Annotated in this window: 12 protein-coding genes and 3 pseudogenes; 4 read left to right on the top strand and 11 right to left on the bottom strand. The window is 49.3% G+C overall.

Annotated elements, in window-relative coordinates; genetic code table 11:
- Positions 1–137: 137 nt before the first annotated feature.
- The 6 genes and pseudogenes from JCM23214_RS22340 to JCM23214_RS22330 form a co-directional block, all read right to left on the bottom strand.
- Complete coding sequence (locus tag JCM23214_RS22340) at positions 138–2,513, bottom strand: sensor histidine kinase (protein WP_025898595.1); 2,376 nt, start codon at positions 2,511–2,513, stop codon at positions 138–140.
- A gap of 134 nt (positions 2,514–2,647) precedes the next feature.
- Positions 2,648–3,076: an acyl-CoA dehydrogenase family protein gene (locus JCM23214_RS08595; protein ID WP_025898594.1), complete on the bottom strand. Its 429-nt coding sequence runs from the start codon at positions 3,074–3,076 to the stop codon at positions 2,648–2,650.
- A pseudogene (locus JCM23214_RS08590) lies at positions 3,022–3,758 on the bottom strand (acyl-CoA dehydrogenase family protein). Before JCM23214_RS08590 ends, JCM23214_RS08595 begins: the two are co-directional and overlap by 55 nt.
- A 91-nt stretch (positions 3,759–3,849) precedes the next feature.
- On the bottom strand, positions 3,850–4,368 hold the full coding sequence (locus JCM23214_RS22335) for a GNAT family N-acetyltransferase (protein WP_025898592.1): 519 nt from the start codon (positions 4,366–4,368) through the stop codon (positions 3,850–3,852).
- An 84-nt stretch (positions 4,369–4,452) separates the two neighbouring features.
- On the bottom strand, positions 4,453–4,980 hold the full coding sequence (locus JCM23214_RS08580) for a VPLPA-CTERM sorting domain-containing protein (protein WP_025898591.1): 528 nt from the start codon (positions 4,978–4,980) through the stop codon (positions 4,453–4,455).
- A 339-nt stretch (positions 4,981–5,319) separates the two neighbouring features.
- Positions 5,320–7,233, bottom strand: coding sequence for a hybrid sensor histidine kinase/response regulator (locus tag JCM23214_RS22330; RefSeq protein ID WP_025898590.1), 1,914 nt, complete (start codon positions 7,231–7,233; stop codon positions 5,320–5,322).
- Positions 7,234–7,461: 228 nt separating this feature from the next.
- Here JCM23214_RS22330 and JCM23214_RS08570 point away from each other — a divergent pair, with 228 nt between their 5' ends.
- From JCM23214_RS08570 to JCM23214_RS08555, 4 genes are read left to right on the top strand one after another with little or no spacing between them, the layout of a single operon-like run.
- Positions 7,462–8,469: a cysteine synthase A gene (locus tag JCM23214_RS08570; RefSeq protein WP_025898589.1), complete on the top strand. Its 1,008-nt coding sequence runs from the start codon at positions 7,462–7,464 to the stop codon at positions 8,467–8,469.
- Positions 8,470–8,492: 23 nt separating this feature from the next.
- The gene (locus JCM23214_RS08565; protein WP_025898588.1) at positions 8,493–9,206 is read left to right on the top strand and encodes an alanyl-tRNA editing protein; all 714 of its coding nucleotides are present in this window, start codon (positions 8,493–8,495) and stop codon (positions 9,204–9,206) included.
- A 34-nt stretch (positions 9,207–9,240) separates the two neighbouring features.
- The gene (sseA, locus tag JCM23214_RS08560) at positions 9,241–10,098 is read left to right on the top strand and encodes a 3-mercaptopyruvate sulfurtransferase (protein WP_025898587.1); all 858 of its coding nucleotides are present in this window, start codon (positions 9,241–9,243) and stop codon (positions 10,096–10,098) included.
- Positions 10,034–10,654, top strand: coding sequence for a GNAT family N-acetyltransferase (locus JCM23214_RS08555; RefSeq protein WP_234397685.1), 621 nt, complete (start codon positions 10,034–10,036; stop codon positions 10,652–10,654). The genes sseA and JCM23214_RS08555 overlap by 65 nt, the downstream gene beginning before the upstream one ends.
- Before the next feature lie 18 nt (positions 10,655–10,672).
- On the opposite strand, the gene JCM23214_RS08550 is transcribed toward JCM23214_RS08555, so the two are convergent.
- The 5 genes and pseudogenes from JCM23214_RS08550 to JCM23214_RS08530 form a co-directional block, all read right to left on the bottom strand.
- The gene (locus JCM23214_RS08550; RefSeq protein WP_025898585.1) at positions 10,673–10,978 is read right to left on the bottom strand and encodes a hypothetical protein; all 306 of its coding nucleotides are present in this window, start codon (positions 10,976–10,978) and stop codon (positions 10,673–10,675) included.
- Positions 10,979–11,079: 101 nt separating this feature from the next.
- A complete protein-coding gene (locus JCM23214_RS08545) occupies positions 11,080–11,850 on the bottom strand; it encodes an amino acid ABC transporter ATP-binding protein (RefSeq protein WP_199899446.1) in 771 nt (256 codons plus the stop codon).
- Positions 11,851–11,862: 12 nt separating this feature from the next.
- Positions 11,863–12,962: pseudogene (locus JCM23214_RS19835) on the bottom strand (amino acid ABC transporter permease).
- A 3-nt stretch (positions 12,963–12,965) separates the two neighbouring features.
- Positions 12,966–14,152 (bottom strand): annotated as a pseudogene (locus JCM23214_RS19830) (amino acid ABC transporter permease).
- A gap of 96 nt (positions 14,153–14,248) precedes the next feature.
- Positions 14,249–15,262 (bottom strand): amino acid ABC transporter substrate-binding protein, encoded by a 1,014-nt coding sequence (locus tag JCM23214_RS08530; RefSeq protein WP_025898583.1) that lies wholly within the window; start codon positions 15,260–15,262, stop codon positions 14,249–14,251.
- Positions 15,263–15,510: the final 248 nt, after the last annotated feature.

The raw sequence follows: 15,510 nt of genomic DNA, 5'->3' as shown, positions 1-15,510 counted from the left end.
CTCATACCGTACAGTTGGTATGTATGTCAATCACGATTATGAGAAATGCCTGAACAAACGAATATTAACAGTGCCATGCAGAACAGACTCGCGAAATAGAGGTAGCTAAAAATGGCTGATTTTAAGGTAAGGAAAGGTTATCCAGCCGCCTGCTGCTCGAAAAACTGAACTGATTTTTCTGGTGGCGGGAAGGTCAGAGTAACGGTCGTACCTGTGCCGTATGTACTGTCGATGGCCAGATTACCGCCATGCAGCTCCATAAAGATTCGCGCAATTGACAAGCCAAGCCCTAACCCATCATGTGCCTTGAGATGACTGGTGCGGATTTGGCCAAATTTCTGCAGGGCGAGCCCAATATGTTCGGGGGCCATACCGATACCGCTATCACGGACTGCAAGCGTTATTGCCCCATCATCCCCTTGCCTTGCGCGAATTTCAATTTCACCGCCGCCGTCGGTGAATTTAATGGCATTGTCGAGCAGGTTTAAAAGGACCTGACGAATTCGAATGGGATCAGCAAAAAGATGTGGCAGGTTATCCGGCACTTGGTGAGAAAAGCGGAGATTTTTCTCCTCCAGCTTGTCCTGCTCCATACGGGAGCATTCTTCGATCAGTTTGGCGATATCCACCTGCTCAGGCACAATTTCAAGCTTGCCAGTTTCAATCCGGGCGATATCCAGCATATCGGTGACCAATCGCTGCAAATGCTTGCCTGACTGACTGATGTGTCCCGCATAGGTGCGATACTGATCATTAAGCGGCCCGAAGACTTCCTGCTCCATTATCTCGGAAAAGCCATTGATGGCGTTCAAAGGCGTTCTAAGCTCGTGGCTCATGTTGGAGAGGAAACTGTCTTTGGCTTCGTTTGCGGTGATCAGCTCCTGCAATGCGCGCTGCAGCTCAGCTTCTTTTTCCTTTTGCTGGGACAAATCAGCTGCAAGCAGAATACGCCCACCATCAGGCGTGCGTGCATCCCGATAGAGATACCAGCCGCTTTTGCGTTCCACTTCAAATGCACTGCCGGGGTTTCTGTGATGGTTCAGCCGTTCTTTCATATATTCCGTTTCACGGCCAGCAGCATCCAAAATTTCGCCGGAAAAAGCATCAGCCCGGAGCAGATCCATGTATTTAACATCCAGCTTCAGGAGTTTCTGAGCATCATTTGACAGATGAGATTTATAGGCAGAATTCCAGACAACTATTCGGTCGGAGCGATCAAAAATGGCAACGCAGTCTTTCAGCGCACTGATGGCTTCAGCCATTTGCTCATTGCGGGTGATGCCGGCATTCACCTTGAGGGCAAGGATAGCTGCGAAACTGAGCAGCATCACCAGAATACCATAAGGCCCAATATAGATGACGCCAAGCAAACCAATCGTATGCAATAGATCATGCACACCCACTATGACGAGCGTTGCAATGCCGAGCAATATCAGCCCAGCGCCCATAATTCTATTCTTAACGATATACCGCAGCTCAAGCAGACTACCAATGATTACGCCAAAGAGCTGCCAACCGAGTATGTAGAAAATCTCCCTCGGCAGGCCGCCCGGCCAGAGAATAACAAAGACAGAAAACGCCGCCGCCTGATAGAGGAAAAAAGTGGAGAGTACGTGGTTAAACGGCCTTGGGTTTACCTGATGGAGAAATTCATAGGTTAAGGCCACCAGGAAAGCCGCGCACATATAGGAGATCCGCTCGGATACGATCCAGGGGAAGGATGGCATCAGTTCGACAAGGGTAGAGGTGACGGTTACCATATAAACTGCTGCCATAAAAGACATGGTATAGAGAATGAAATAGGTCCGTTCCCTAATTCGACCAGAATGCAGGATCATGAGAAACAGGCCAAGGCACAACAGAGCGCCGCCCAGAAAAACATCCTGAGCAATTTCCTTCATGTGCAAATGATGCTGCTCAAGAGCTGGCCCTAGGCTGAAGGTGCTGAAAAATCCTCCGCCTGTGTAGCCGGCAAAGTTGGAAACATGGATTACAATATCCAGCGTGCCGCTCGCCGCTTTGAGCCAGCCGACTTCGCGGGCTATGAACGTGTCTTCCTGCGCTGCGGTTTCACCGGGCTTTCCGGCCTGCATCCAGAGGCGTCCGTTCACATACATCTGGTAGGAGGATTGCACCCGCTTCAGGTAAAAAGCGAGATCATTTTCCCCTTCGGGCAGCAAAATTTTCAAGCGATAGGTTGCATGCCCGTAAACATCCAGTGGCTCACCTTCGACCTTGTGATCCAGCCAGACGCCGGGAACTGGCATGTAATGACTTGGGGACTGATCTTCGCGGGGGCCGTGCGGGTCCAGAAATGTCTTCCAGTAAAATTCCCACTCCCCGGCAAGATCGAGAGTTCCGTCTTTTTCAAAATCCCAGTTCCGAAGATCAAGGACACCTTTCTCTGCCAAAGGCGCAGCAGGATTGGCCTGCACTGAAAGACAGATCATCATACCAAAAATTATGGCAAGAACTGCCTCTGACAGGAAATGGGGGAATTTCAAAAAACGCATGCGCACCGGTGAACGATTTACAAAAACACTAAATTAGCAGTTGCTTGTAAAAAGGTTAAAATTTTATTAATTTTTGGCCGGTGTCATAAATTGTTCACGGTTTTCCGCATCCTCACTCTTTTTTCAACTTGCCGTTAAAATTGTGCCGCGATCCGCTCTTTCATCATTTCGGTGGAGCCATCCGTGAATGCCGCAATTTTGGCTGCAGCCAGATGCTGCCCCAGAAAATGTTCTTCGCGCAATCCGTTAGCCCCCATGGCCTGCATACAGGCCGTAATTGAGGGGATCGTCACCTCCCCCGCCAGTTTTTTAGCATGGGCCGCGGCGAGGACCGCATCCTCGCCCGCGTCAATAAGCTGTGCAGCCTTGCCAACCAGCGCATCGAGCGCAGCAATATGCGTGGCGACGTCACTTAACGACCATTTAAGCCCCTGATGCTCAACAAGGGGACGTCCAAATGCGGTGCGATCGCGCCCGTAATCAACTGCCAGATCAAGGGCATTTTGCATCATCCCAGCACACATGGCAGCGACATAGGTGCGCGCGCCATTGATGGAGGACATGGCATATTTAAAGGCTTCTTCCGGAGGCTGAGCATATCAGCGGCATCAACATGGTAATCCTTTAAGTGAAATTCGCCTGCGCCGATGATATGACCGCCAATGAGCCGATAGATTTCACCGCGCGTGAAACCGGGCTTGCGCGCATCAATGACGAAACTGGCGATCCCCCGCCATCCCTTGCTGGCATCTGTTTGGGCATATAGCATAATTGTATCGGCATAGGCCGCGTTGGTAATCCAGCTTTACTGCCATTTATGATCCAGCCATCCGCCGTTTGCGTTGCGGTCGTGGTAATGGATGAGAAATCACTGCCAGCTTGTGGCTCAGTGAGGGCCGTGCAGCCAATTCGCGTCGCGCTGAGAATTTCATCTGCCATTTCATGATGTCTCGCGTGATCACTGCCGCGGAGGCGAGATGCTACATTCTGACTGTTAATGAGAGCAAAAGCCGCCGCCATGGAGTGCTCTGAAAGTTTTCGCGCCAGCGCCACCTTATCCGAGAAAGGGGCCCCCAAACCGCCAAAGCGCACAGGTGTTTCCAAGCCCAGCAGACCGCATTCTGCCGCCTTTTCAAAAAGGTTACGAGGGGCCGTTTGCGACTTTTCCCACTCAAGGCGATGCGCTTTGAGGAAAGAAGAGAACGTATCACTGATTGCTTCCAGATTGCTGGTTTGAAATGACATAAGACCCACCTGATTTTTATTATTTTTTGATTTTAAAGAAGGTAGCCAATTGCAGAGCGCCTGTAAATCACTGGAGGGTCTAATTCGGCTGCTACAGATGGTATCGCATGGCGACGCGGGCGTAATTGCCCAATATTCCGTCGCGTTCCGATCTTAATTGCCGGGCCAGTGCGGGAAAAGGGTCACCAGGTTGCAGGCGCACAAAACCATAGCGCTCGTAAAATGGGGCATTAAAAGGGACATGTTCAAAGGTCGTGAGTAAAAGATAGTCATAGCTAGATGCCCGTGCCCACTGAACAGCCGCATCCAGAAGCCGCCGGCCAACGCCCTGTCCGGCATGGTCAATCGCAACCCCCAATTCCCGGAAATATCCTTGCCCATCCATTTCTCGCAAAATGCAAAAGCCAATGACCCGCCGCTCGTCCATCTCAGCAAGCAGGACGTGCTGAGAGTTTTGATGAGTAACATAATCCTGCTCCCCAATGGGAGGCAGGCTTGCGATATCCGTCATATCAAGGGCGGCAAAAGCCGCTGCGGCATTAAGCTCCAAAGCAGGAAGGATAGCAAAATCAGACGGCGTTGCGGTGCGAATAGTGAAGGTGTTTGTCATTATGCCTTGATACTGAGCTCCCTTAATTCGGGCAATAAAAAAGGGCCCTGCGGCCCTTTTTCAGACGCTTGAGCAAAGCAAATGTCATGCAGCCGCTTTCAAGCGACGACGGCGTGTAAAGAAGCCGAGCCCGCCCAATGCAGCGCTGAATAAAAGAGCCGCCGGAGGCAGAGGAACGCTGGAGAGAGTTGCTGTCAGCGTAGAATTTTCAACAGGAATACTATTTACGAGGCTGTAATTGAGCAGCAACGCCTGAGTTCTAGCGCTGGAAGTAAACCCGATCCCTGGTCTGTCATGGTTCCATAATTGGCCCGAGCCGGAAGTGACAGAGCCACCAATCACAAACTCTTCGGTAGCGGTGTTAAAATTAAAGTTTAAAACCCGGCCACTGTAAGTTCCGATTGACGTAGTACCGCGAAACCCTTCAATGAAGAATGAAAGAAGTTCATTTTCATTTACGTGCTCACCCGCGGTGGCAGCATTAAATGAAAAATTACCTACCAAAGAATAGTTGCTCGTCCCGGTCCAAGAAATATCATAGGTCTTGATGGCGGCATTACTGGTGCCTGCTGTTAGTAGAAATACCGCGAAAGCAAATAGAAACTGTTTCATGTTAGCGCATCCAATTGTTCTTTAGTGAGATGGGCCTGAAACACGAACAATAATGCTAATGATGAGGCTCATTCTCCGTTTTAAATCTTGCTCTGTGACTTTGAGCGAACCTGATACATATGCACGTGGAGATTTAATAACATTATTGTTTTCTATCGAACAATCTGTTTTGTTTACTTTTTGTTAATTTTTAAGAAAATTGACATGTAAAATCGAAAGTGAAACTTCCGACGACAGAAAATTAACCATGTTTTGTAAATTTTTCAGCAGTTTTATCAACTACCTAGAGATGATTCTTAATTAAATATGGTTAACAAACAGCGATTCGGCAATATTGGTTTATTCGATCCCAACTCGCGGTAAATAGATGTCAACACGGGTTCCTTTACCCTTTGTCGAGCTGATGGATACAAAGCCGGATGATTGCCGAATAAAGCCATAAACCATGGACAGGCCGAGCCCGGTTCCCTTGCCCACCTCTTTGGTTGTGAAAAAGGGATCAAAGACCTGCTTCAACTTTTCCCGATCAATACCCATGCCCGTGTCACGTACGCTAAGCATCACATAATCACCGGAGGGCATTTCGTCTTCTTGAAACTGACGCGGTGTTTTCTGCACATGGTTTTTAAGAGAGATTGTCAGGCGCCCGCCCTTCGGCATGGCATCACGGGCATTTACCACCAGATTCAGCAATGCATTTTCCACCTGCCCCGTATCCACCAGACAAGGCCAGAGTTTTCGCCCGATTTTGAGGGCAATTTCAATCTCTTCCCCAATTGTCCGTTGCAACATGGAAACCGTATTGCGAACCGGTGTGTCCAAAGTGCTTACAACAGGGTTAAGCTGCTGATCGCGAGCGAAAGCCAACATGTTTTTGGTCAGGTCAGCCCCACGGTCGGATGCTGTGATAATATTTTTAAGCGCCTTTGGCCGAGCCTCCCCTTTTAAGGTGTCCGGCTCTAGCAAAAGCTCTGCATTTCCGCGAATAACAGCAAGCAGGTTATTGAAATCGTGAGCGATACCACCTGTGAGCTGGCCGATAGCCTCCATTTTCTGGGACTGGCGCAATCTTTCTTCAAGCTCCCGCCGCTGCGTGACATTCTGTGCGAAGCCAAATACAGATTTAACCAAGCCATCTTCGATAACATCTGGCTGCACAATCCCGACCATATACCGAATTTCATTTTGAGGAGTTCGTAGTCGTACTTCATAGGATTGCTGGGATCTTGTTCGGAGGCAATTGTTGATGGCCTCCTCCATAAGGGCGCGATCTTCTTCTACCACCATGGAGCTGGCGAGCTCCATATCAAGGTCGGTATCATCCAGTTCAAGGCCATGCATTTCATAGAGGGAACGCGACCATTCCACATCCAGATTATCAATCTTGATACGCCAATGACCGACGCGCCCTAGCTGCTGTGCCAGTTCCATTTCGCGATCTTTCTGATGCAGGCGTGCCAGATAGTCTACCTCTTGTGAAACATCACGAACGATGCTGAGTGTACCGGGACGGCCATTCCAGAGCACGGGCTGCGCATACATCTGCGAGGGAAACTCGGTTCCATCGCGGCGAACATGGCGCGTTTCAAGATCGACCTTGCTGCCATGCTGCTCCACCTCAAAGCGGAGCTCCAAGATCTTGTCACGGTACGAAGGTGCGGCCAAATCAAGTGAGCTTCTCCCCAGCATCTCGTGCGCATTTTTTGCCCCGAACAAGTTGACTGCTCCCTGATTTACATAGAGCAGAGTGCCTTCGGACTGAACAATCAAAGCATCGGGGATCAGTTCGAGCAATTTAAGGAGCTGCTGTTCCTGTTGCTCATAGACAAGCTGGCTTTGCACAAATTCGGTATAATCCTGCAGCACAGAAAAATTGGCAGGTTCCCCCTGATACATGCCTCGGGTCGATGTGAAGAGAATGGTTTTGCGCGCTCCTTGCGGGGTAACCACTTCCAAACGGTGGTTCATGACTTTTTCGCCATCTGCCAGTTTTTTCTGAAATTCCAGAAGGCCTTCCAGATCTTCATGAAATTCATGAACATGATGCCCGACCATGCCCTGATCTTTCATACCGTACAGTTCGAGTGCGAATTCATTGGCATATAAAAATATGTCATTTCGGGTAACAACCATGGCAATGGCTGCATTTTCCAGCAACGCCCGAAAGATTGCATCATCCGCGCCCTGCCCTGCATCCACCCGCTTGCTTTTATCGCGATTATGCTTGTTATTTACGGGCGATATGTCACCCATTACAGCCCCCTGCACTACTTCTGGCACGCATTACAACTCTCATCCATACTCAACCTGTTTTACCGTCAATCAGTTATCGATGAAAAGTCTTAATATTTTAAAAATGTGATCTCCGTCCGGTTCCATTCAATCCAAGGTGGATGATTAAAACATACCCTTGCAGTTTTGGGGGTTATTCCATAGATTAACAGTAATTTAGTGCTATTTACATAATTCACAGAGATCAACATGACACTGCGCAAAGATTTCGTCGATACAATCGGCAATACACCCCTTATTCGCCTGACTGCTGCCTCCGAAGCGACCGGGTGCGAGATCTACGGAAAGGCGGAATTTCTGAACCCGGGAGGGTCGGTAAAGGATCGCGCAGCACTTGCAATTATTGAGGATGCGGAAGAGAAAGGCCTGTTGGAGCCGGGCGGTATAATTGTTGAGGGAACCGCTGGAAATACAGGGATTGGCCTTGCACTTGTGGCCAATGCAAAAGGTTACAAGACAGTCATTGTCATGCCCGAAACCCAGACGGATGAGAAAAAAGCGCTATTGAAATATTGCGGCGCAGATTTGCGACTGGTTCCGGCCAAACCCTATAAAGACCCGGGCAATTACGTTAAATATTCAGGCCGATTGGCAGAAGAAATTGCCAAGACGGCCGAGCATGGAGCCATCTGGGCCAATCAATTTGATAATGTCGCAAATAAACTTGGTCATTACAAAACAACCGGACCTGAGATTTTTGCGCAACTGGATGGCAAGATTGACGGCTTTATCTGTGCCGTTGGCAGTGGCGGAACACTGGCGGGAACCGCTGATGCGCTGCGGGAGCGTAAAAGCGATGTCAAGATCGGCATCGCGGATCCCATGGGTGCCGCACTTTTTGAGTATTACAAAAACGGAGAGCTCAAAGCATCCGGAAGCTCAATCACGGAAGGTATCGGACAGGGGCGCATTACAGCCAATCTGGAAGGCCTTGATATTGATATGCCCTATCAAATTACGGACGCGGAAGCCCTTGAAGTGCTGTATGATCTGAATATCAAAGAAGGGCTGCAGATGGGTCTTTCCTCTGGTGTAAATGTGGCAGGCGCCATTCGCATGGCGAAGGAAATGGGACCGGGACATACCATCGTCACGATCCTCTGTGATACGGCACAAAAATACTTTAGCAAGCTGATGGATGTTGATATGCTGAAGGAAAATAACCTGCCAATCGCTCCCTGGATCAAGGGAGCCTGACACATCCGGGAGCTGGAGGATCAATGACAAGAGCGCTTTTTCGCGAAGATTCCTATTTAACAAGCTGTACAGCTAAAATCACAGAAATCAACGAACTTGGAGGTATTGTCCTTGACCAGACAGTCTTTTATCCGACAGGCGGCGGCCAGCCCGGCGATACGGGTGTGCTCCGCCTTGAGGATGGACGAGAAATTACCATTGCGACAACCGTAAAAGGCAAAGATGCTGATGAAGTGGTCCATGTCCCTGCAGAAGGCCAGTCATTGCCTGAAGTCGGCGAGACGATTACTGCTGAAATAAACTGGGAAGTGCGGCACAGGCTTATGCGGATGCATAGCTGTTTGCATTTGCTTTCAGCGGTCCTGCCATATCCTGTTACGGGCGGACAGGTTTCTGATGGAAAAGGACGGCTTGATTTTGATCTGCCCGAAGCGGCCCTCGATAAAGACGAGATAACCGAAAAGCTTAATGACCTTATTTCGCAAAATCGACCTGTAAGCGCCGACTGGATCACCGATGAAGAACTGGACGCGAAACCGGACCTTGTCAAAACCATGTCCGTTAAGCCGCCACGTGGCAGCGGTCATATCCGACTTATTCAGATTGAAGAGACGGATTTACAGCCGTGCGGCGGCACCCATGTGAAGAACACTTCGGAAATTGGCCGGGTACGGGTGCGAAAAATTGAAAAAAAGGGTCGTCAAAACAGGCGCGTTTCACTTATCTTTGACGAATAGAAAATAGAGACCCAACCGTCTGAAAGAGAAGTATATGTCTTACGCCAATCCTACCTCCCTCGTCTCCACTGAATGGTTGAGCCTGAATATGTCCGCGCCAGACATTCGGATTGTGGATGCATCCTGGTACCTGCCCGGTGAAAACAGAGATGCAAAAGCCGAATTTGAAAAAGCGCATATTCCAGGTGCGGTGTTTTTCGACATTGACGAAATCGCCGATACAGACGTGGATTTGCCGCATATGATCCCGGCACCGGAGAAATTTTCGTCCAAGCTTAGAAAACTTGGCCTTGGAGATGGCAATAGGATCGTCGTCTATGACGGCTCCGGCATTAGAAGCGCGGCGCGCGCCTGGTGGATGATCCGCCTTTTTGGCCATGATGACGTCGCCATTCTGGATGGTGGATTTGCCAAATGGCAGGCAGAGGGCCGCCCCATTAGCGACATGCCCTCTCACCCGGCGGAGCGACATTTCACATCACGTATGAATTCCCTGATGGTTAAAGACAAGGATCAGGTACTTCGTAATGTTGAAGTCGCACGGGCTCAGGTTCTGGATGCGCGATCCAAAGGCCGCTTTGAAGGCAGTGAGGCGGAGCCTCGCGAAGGCTTACGCGGTGGACATATCCCCGGCTCTTACAATCTGCCCTTTAATGAGCTTCTGACAGATGAGGGAACGCTCAAAAGCGGCGAAGAGCTACGCGCAGCCTTTGAAACCTCCGGCATTGACATTAAAAAACCGGTTATTACCTCCTGCGGCTCTGGCATCACAGCCTGCGTGCTCGCCTTTGGCCTGCATATGATTGGGCATCGGGATACAGCCGTCTATGACGGCTCCTGGACCGAATGGGCGCTTGATGAAAATCTGCCTGTCCAAAACGGAAGCGCATAACATGCCAATAAAGCGGAAACCTGAGCCAAATTCAGATGGGTCATGGCCTGTCACGATCACCTATTTGAAAATGACGAACAAGCCAAAGCCGCAAACCATTCCTGCGCCGGCCATTCCGCACGCCATTCAGCGAGCTGAAAATCCAACAGTTTCCTTTTACCGCTTTCTTTATGATGCGGTTGGCCGGGACTGGGGATGGATGGATCGCAAATTAATGAGCGATGAAGAGCTGGAAGAGGTTATCAAACACAAGGATACGGAGATTTATGTGCTCTATATCCGCGGTGTACCGGCGGGCTATGCGGAGCTTAATTTCCGTAAATTCCCGGCTGAAGTGGATCTGGCCTATTTTGGCATCATGCCCGAATTCATCGGCATGAAACTGGGGCCCTATTTTCTTGACTGGGCCATCAAACAGGCGTGGCTGCGTGATCCTGATTGCATCACCGTCAACACCTGTACACTGGATCACCCCAAGGCCCTGCCCCTCTATCAGCGCTTTGGCTACGCCCCCTACAAACAAAAAGAATTAAGCATCGCACCTATTCGCGATTGAAAAAGCAAAGGCTAGCTTTTATTTGATCCGATAGGCTTTGAAAAGGAGAGCGGCGAAGGCAAAAGAGATGAGTGCAATCGCCCCCATAACGGTAATCAGCACTGTATCCAACAGGCAAAAACCGTATCCCCCGACCAGACATTCCCGTGCCGTCGTTAGTGACAGGATGCCAAGAGATATCCCAACCCCGATCATCACTGCAATCAGCTGTGTCACACACACAATCAATTTATGGCGCATTTTCCAGTCTCCCACCACCAGATGTCGCATTGTGCCAGTATTTTTTGTATGAAACCAGCTTAGAGCGTATTTCAGATAAGTCAAATCTGGCGCCTCATTTGTATGATTAGTGAGACTGGGTGGGATTTACGGACAAAAAAGCCCCCGGCGTTTCCACCGGAGGCTTTCTGATCTTCATATATCGATCACCCGTTATGGAGGATCTGCGACAGGAAGAGTTTTGTTCGTTCACTTTGTGGATTTTCGAAGAACTCGGTGGGCGGAGCCTGTTCGATGACTTCCCCCTGATCCATAAAGATAACTCGATCCGCAACAGTTTTTGCAAAGCCCATTTCATGGGTCACGCAAACCATTGTCATACCTTCTTCGGCAAGGCTGATCATTGTATCAAGCACTTCAGAAATCATTTCCGGATCCAGTGCGGATGTCGGCTCATCAAAGAGCATGATCCGAGGGTTCATGCAGAGCGAGCGGGCAATTGCCACACGCTGTTGCTGACCACCAGACAATTGCCCAGGATATTTCAGAGCCTGATCCGGGATTTTAACCCGTTCCAGAAACTTCATGGCAATCGCTTCTGCTTCGGCCTTAGGTGTTTTGCGCACCCAAATCGGAGCCAGCGTACAGTTTTCCAGAACCGTCAGATGAGGAAAGAGGTTAAAATGCTGAAACACCATCCCCACTTCACGGCGGATTTCATCGATTTTCTTCACATCGCTGGTCAGTTCAATTCCGTCCACGATGATCTGGCCCTGCTGATGTTCTTCCAACCGGTTAATGCAACGGATCATTGTGGATTTACCGGAGCCCGAAGGTCCGCACACCACAATTTTCTCACCGCGTTCAACCGTCAGGTTGATATCTCGCAGAACGTGAAAATCACCATACCATTTGTGCATGCCAATAATCTGAATGGCTGCTTCCTGCTGTGCTTTACTCATGGCTGCATCACTCATATTTGCCGCCTCCTATCGTTTATGTCCGGTGTGGAGTTTGTTCTCCAACCAGATGCTGTATCGTGACATACCAAAGCAGAATACCCAGAATACAGCAGCCACGAAGACATAGCCTTCGGTTGCCATACCCAACCAGTTTTTATCTGTGGTACCCGCCTTTACAATGCTGAGAAGATCAAGAAGACCGATGATCAGAACCAGTGTCGTATCCTTGAACAGACCGATAAAGGTATTCACAATCGCTGGAATTGAGATTTTCAGAGCCTGCGGCAAAATGATGAAGGCCATCGCCTGCCAATACCCAAGCCCAAGCGACTTGGCGGCTTCCATCTGACCTTTCGGAATGGCCTGCAGACCACCGCGGATCACCTCTGCCATATAGCAGCGGAGAAAAGCGACATGCCCACAAGAGCACGAACCAGCTTGTCAAAATTTTGACCTTCTGGCAGAAAAAGAGGCAGCATCACAGATGCCATGAACAACACGGAAATCAGCGGGACGGCGCGGATCAACTCAATAAATCCAACGCACATCATGCGAACTGCCGGCATGTTCGATCGGCGCCCCAATGCCAGAATGATACCCAGCGGCAAGGCCACGAATATGGATACCGACGCCAGCACCAAGGTTAAGAACAATCCACCCCACTGTGAAGTTTCAACCTTTTCAAGGCCAAGACCACCGTAGAAAAGGAAGTAGCAGATGACCGGGTAAATCACGAACAAGTAGATCGCCGGCCATTTTTTGTTCTTGACCACGTCAGAGAGAACAAAGAACAGGCCGATTGCCCCCAGTATATATCCAAGATCCACGCGCCAGCGCAGCTCTTCTGGATAGAAGCCGTACATATTCTGACCAAAACGGGCCTTGATAAAGACCCAGCAGGCCCCCTCACCCGTACAGTCAGCTTTTGAAGTTCCCACAAAATTGGCGTCAATAATGGCGTAATTGATGAGTGCCGACATGGACACCCAGACTACATACAAAGACACCAGTGTGAGGATCGTGTTAAGCCAGCTTGAGAAAAGATTTTCCCGAAGCCAGCCAATAACGCCTGTCTGCGACACCGGAGGTGGCATTTCTGGATGGCGTTCTGTTTTTACAATTGCCATGACTTACCTCTCCACCAATGCAATACGTTTATTGTACCAGTTCATGAACGCAGAGATCAGCAAACTGATCGTCAGGTAGAACAGCATGGTCAGCGCAATAATTTCAATTGCCTGCCCTGTCTGGTTCAGAGACGTTCCGCTGAAAATGGCCACAATCTCCGGATACCCCACAGCAGTTGCGAGGAGGAGTTTTTGGTCAGGTTCAGATACTGGCTGGTAAGGGGTGGAATGATCACCCGCAAGGCCTGCGGCAGGATCACAAGTCGCATTGTAATATTTGGCCGAATACCCAATGAATGAGCCGCTTCGGTTTGACCGTGGCTGACCGAGTTAATTCCGGCGCGGACAATTTCCGCAATAAAGGCACCGGTATAAATACTCAGGCCTAAGAACAGCGCCAGAAATTCAGGCTCCATTACCCAGCCACCCTTGATGTTGAAACGCCCTTTTGCAGGATATTCAAACTCGAAAGGCATGCCGCTGACCAAAGCCCCCAATATTGGCAAACCGATGATCAGGGCCAGTCCTGTCAGAAAGACGGGAAAGGGTTGACCGGTTTCGTCCTGACGCTTGTGCGCCCATTTGGAGATGAAAACGGTTGCAACGATACCAATGATCAAAGCGATCCAGATAACTGAAAAACCAGCCTCAGGGATAATTTTCGGAAAATAGAAACCCCGATTGTTAATCAGGTAGTCTGAGCCAAAAGTGATACTGTCGCCCACACGTGGCAAGACGCTGAGCACAGCGAAATACCAGAACAGCAACTGCACCAGCAGCGGAATGTTTCGAACAACCTCGATATAAACTGCAGCAATCTTATCGACCATCCAGTTTTTGGATAGACGCAGGACACCAAAGATAAAACCGATAATTGTTGCAAGCACGATGCCGGATAACGATACCGCAAGGGTATTGATTATACCGATCATAAGGACGTCCGCATGCGTTGATGTCTGTGCGTTGTAATCCATCAACAGGACGATGCCAATGCCGAAACCGGCAGGCTGGGACAAGAAACCAAAACCAGACGCGATACCACGTTTTTCAAGGTTTATGATGGTGTTATTGCCCACATATAATACGAAAGCAAGGAATAGCGCGATAACGAGAACCTGAAAGAAAATCGCTCGGATTTTCGGGTCCCGCCACATACTAACTCCAGCTTGGCCTGAGACATCTGTAGTCATAAGGCAGCTCCTTCCGGGAGTGTATATGCGTAATCAAAAACAAAAAGAGTGCATGCCTCACGGAGACACACACTCTCTTAAGCTAGCTAGTTATGATTAGCGTGCTGGTGGTGCATACAGAATACCACCTTTGCTCCACAACTGGTTCAGACCACGAGCAATCTTGAGCGGTGTTGACGCGCCCAGATGCTTTTCAAACACTTCACCATAGTTACCAACCATGGAAACAATGTTGTATGCCCAGTCGTTAGATACGCCCAGTTGCTCACCCAGATCACCTGATGCACCCATCAGACGGGCAATACCAGGGTTCTGGCTACCTTTCATTTCAGCAGCGTTTGCAGACGTAATGCCCATTTCTTCTGCTTCAATCATTGCATTGAGTGTCCAGCGTGCCAGATCGCCCCAAGCATTGTCACCGTGGCGGACAAGTGGGCCGAGAGGCTCTTTTGAAATCACTTCTGGAAGAACGACGTGATTATCAGGATCTGCGATCACTGAACGTTGTGCATACAGGCCAGACTGGTCAGTTGTGTAAACGTCACATGTGTCTTTGATGTAAGCTTCACGAACTTCGTCGGCAGTATCAAAGAGAACTGAGTCGTAGCTCATGCCCTGCGCTGCGAAATAGTCAGCGAGGTTCAATTCAGTTGTTGTACCGGACTGCAGACATACGCGTGCGCCGTCAAGTTCTTTGGCTGAAGACACGCCCAGTGACTTTTTCACCATAAAGCCCTGACCGTCATAGTAGTTCACGCCAACAAATTCGAAACCGAGGTTCACATCACGGCTCAGAGTCCATGTTGTGTTCCGTGCAAGCACGTCAATTTCACCTGACTGCAGAGCTGTGAAACGCTCTTTAGCAGTTGTAGGTGTGTATTTAACCTTGTCTGGATCACCAAAGATCGCTGCGGACATCGCCCGGCAGAAGTCAACGTCGAAACCTTCCCATTGACCCTGATCGTTTGGAGATGCAAATCCAGCAAGACCTGTTGTCACACCACATTGAATAAAGCCTTTTGCACGAACATCGTCCAAGGTGCCAGCAGTTGCTGCACCGGCCATCAAAGTAGCTGCTGTAGCGACAGCAATAAAGCTCGCTTTTTTCATAAAATAACCTTCCTGTCAGTTTTCTGTTTCAATTCACAAGTCCATAAGTGAACAAGTAAAAAAGGCCATAAGGCCCGCAGAAACCGATTTTCCCAATTCGGTGACTGCTTGTATATGACGATAATATTTTTACCTAACCCGTCAACGGAAAAATTTAGCAAATTGTTAACTTCATCAATTTCCAAGGGTCGTTAACCTTAAATTCTTTCTTCCCTCTATTCGTTCAATCCTATATTGAAATACAAAAG

Source organism: Sneathiella glossodoripedis JCM 23214 (genome assembly GCF_000616095.1).
Lineage (GTDB): Bacteria > Pseudomonadota > Alphaproteobacteria > Sneathiellales > Sneathiellaceae > Sneathiella > Sneathiella glossodoripedis.
This window is presented reverse-complemented; position numbering and strand designations above follow the sequence as displayed.

Excerpts from the sequence above, each read along its gene's own strand:
- JCM23214_RS22340 (WP_025898595.1), bottom strand. The coding sequence starts at position 2,513 with ATGCGTTTTTTGAAATTCCCCCATTTCCTGTCAGAGGCAGTTCTTGCC.
- JCM23214_RS08595 (WP_025898594.1), bottom strand. The coding sequence starts at position 3,076 with ATGTCCTCCATCAATGGCGCGCGCACCTATGTCGCTGCCATGTGTGCT.
- JCM23214_RS22335 (WP_025898592.1), bottom strand. The coding sequence starts at position 4,368 with ATGACAAACACCTTCACTATTCGCACCGCAACGCCGTCTGATTTTGCT.
- JCM23214_RS08580 (WP_025898591.1), bottom strand. The coding sequence starts at position 4,980 with ATGAAACAGTTTCTATTTGCTTTCGCGGTATTTCTACTAACAGCAGGC.
- JCM23214_RS22330 (WP_025898590.1), bottom strand. The coding sequence starts at position 7,233 with ATGGGTGACATATCGCCCGTAAATAACAAGCATAATCGCGATAAAAGC.
- JCM23214_RS08570 (WP_025898589.1), top strand. The coding sequence starts at position 7,462 with ATGACACTGCGCAAAGATTTCGTCGATACAATCGGCAATACACCCCTT.
- JCM23214_RS08565 (WP_025898588.1), top strand. The coding sequence starts at position 8,493 with ATGACAAGAGCGCTTTTTCGCGAAGATTCCTATTTAACAAGCTGTACA.
- sseA (WP_025898587.1), top strand. The coding sequence starts at position 9,241 with ATGTCTTACGCCAATCCTACCTCCCTCGTCTCCACTGAATGGTTGAGC.
- JCM23214_RS08555 (WP_234397685.1), top strand. The coding sequence starts at position 10,034 with ATGACGGCTCCTGGACCGAATGGGCGCTTGATGAAAATCTGCCTGTCC.
- JCM23214_RS08545 (WP_199899446.1), bottom strand. The coding sequence starts at position 11,850 with ATGAGTGATGCAGCCATGAGTAAAGCACAGCAGGAAGCAGCCATTCAG.
- JCM23214_RS08530 (WP_025898583.1), bottom strand. The coding sequence starts at position 15,262 with ATGAAAAAAGCGAGCTTTATTGCTGTCGCTACAGCAGCTACTTTGATG.